General features: G+C 69.2%; 1 protein-coding gene. It reads left to right on the forward strand.

Annotation, left to right across the window (positions count from 1 at the left end; all coding sequences use genetic code 11):
- Positions 1-2: 2 nt before the first annotated feature.
- Positions 3-1,310: crotonyl-CoA carboxylase/reductase (ccrA, locus tag ACZ47G_RS39625; protein WP_465751382.1), on the forward strand; the 1,308-nt coding region annotated here is incomplete at its 3' end.

Genomic DNA, 1,310 nt, shown 5'->3' on the forward strand with positions numbered 1-1,310 from the left:
CGATCCTCAGCTCCGACGCCACGTCGGCGGACTTCGCGGCGATCAAGCTCCCCGAGTCCTACCGGGCGGTCACGCTCCACAAGGACGAGGAGCAGATGTTCGCGGGCCTCGACAGCCGCGACAAGGACCCCCGCAAGTCCCTTCACCTCGACGACGTCGCCCTGCCGGAGCTGGGCCCCGGCGAGGCCCTGGTCGCCGTCATGGCCAGCTCGGTGAACTACAACACCGTGTGGAGCTCGATCTTCGAGCCGGTCTCCACCTTCGGCTTCCTGGAGCGCTACGGCCGGCTGTCGCCGCTCACCGAGCGCCACGACCTGCCGTACCACGTGCTCGGCTCCGACCTCGCGGGCGTGGTGCTGCGCACCGGCGCCGGCGTCAACGCGTGGAAGCCCGGCGACCAGGTCGTCGCCCACTGCCTGTCCGTCGAGCTGGAGTCCCCGGACGGCCACAACGACACGATGATGGACCCGGAGCAGCGCATCTGGGGCTTCGAGACCAACTTCGGCGGCCTGGCCCAGATCGCGCTGGTGAAGACCAACCAGCTGCTGCCCAAGCCCAAGCACCTGACCTGGGAGGAGGCCGCCTCCCCCGGCTTGGTCAACTCCACCGCCTACCGCCAGCTGGTCTCGCGCAACGGCGCCGGCATGAAGCAGGGCGACAACGTGCTGATCTGGGGCGCCAGCGGCGGCCTCGGCTCGTACGCCACCCAGTACGCGCTGGCCGGCGGCGCCACCCCGATCTGCGTGGTCTCCAGCGAGGCCAAGGCCGACATCTGCCGCGCCATGGGCGCCGAGGCGATCATCGACCGTTCCGCCGAGGGCTACCGGTTCTGGAAGGACGAGAACAACCAGGACCCGCGGGAGTGGAAGCGCCTGGGCGCGAAGATCCGCGAGTTCACCGGCGGCGAGGACGTCGACATCGTCTTCGAGCACCCGGGCCGGGAGACCTTCGGCGCCTCGGTGTACGTCACCCGCAAGGGCGGCACCATCGTCACCTGCGCCTCCACCTCCGGCTACATGCACCAGTACGACAACCGCTACCTGTGGATGTCGCTCAAGCGGATCGTCGGCTCGCACTTCGCCAACTACCGCGAGGCCTACGAGGCCAACCGCCTGATCGCCAAGGGAAAGATCCACCCGACCCTCTCCAAGGTCTACTCCCTGGAGGAGACCGGCCAGGCCGCCCTCGACGTGCACCACAACAAGCACCAGGGCAAGGTCGGCGTGCTCTGCCTGGCCCCCGAGGAGGGCCTCGGCGTCCAGAACGCCGAACTGCGCGAGAAGCACCTGCCCGCCATCAACCGCTTCCGC

The organism is Kitasatospora sp. NPDC030952 (assembly GCF_055571335.1).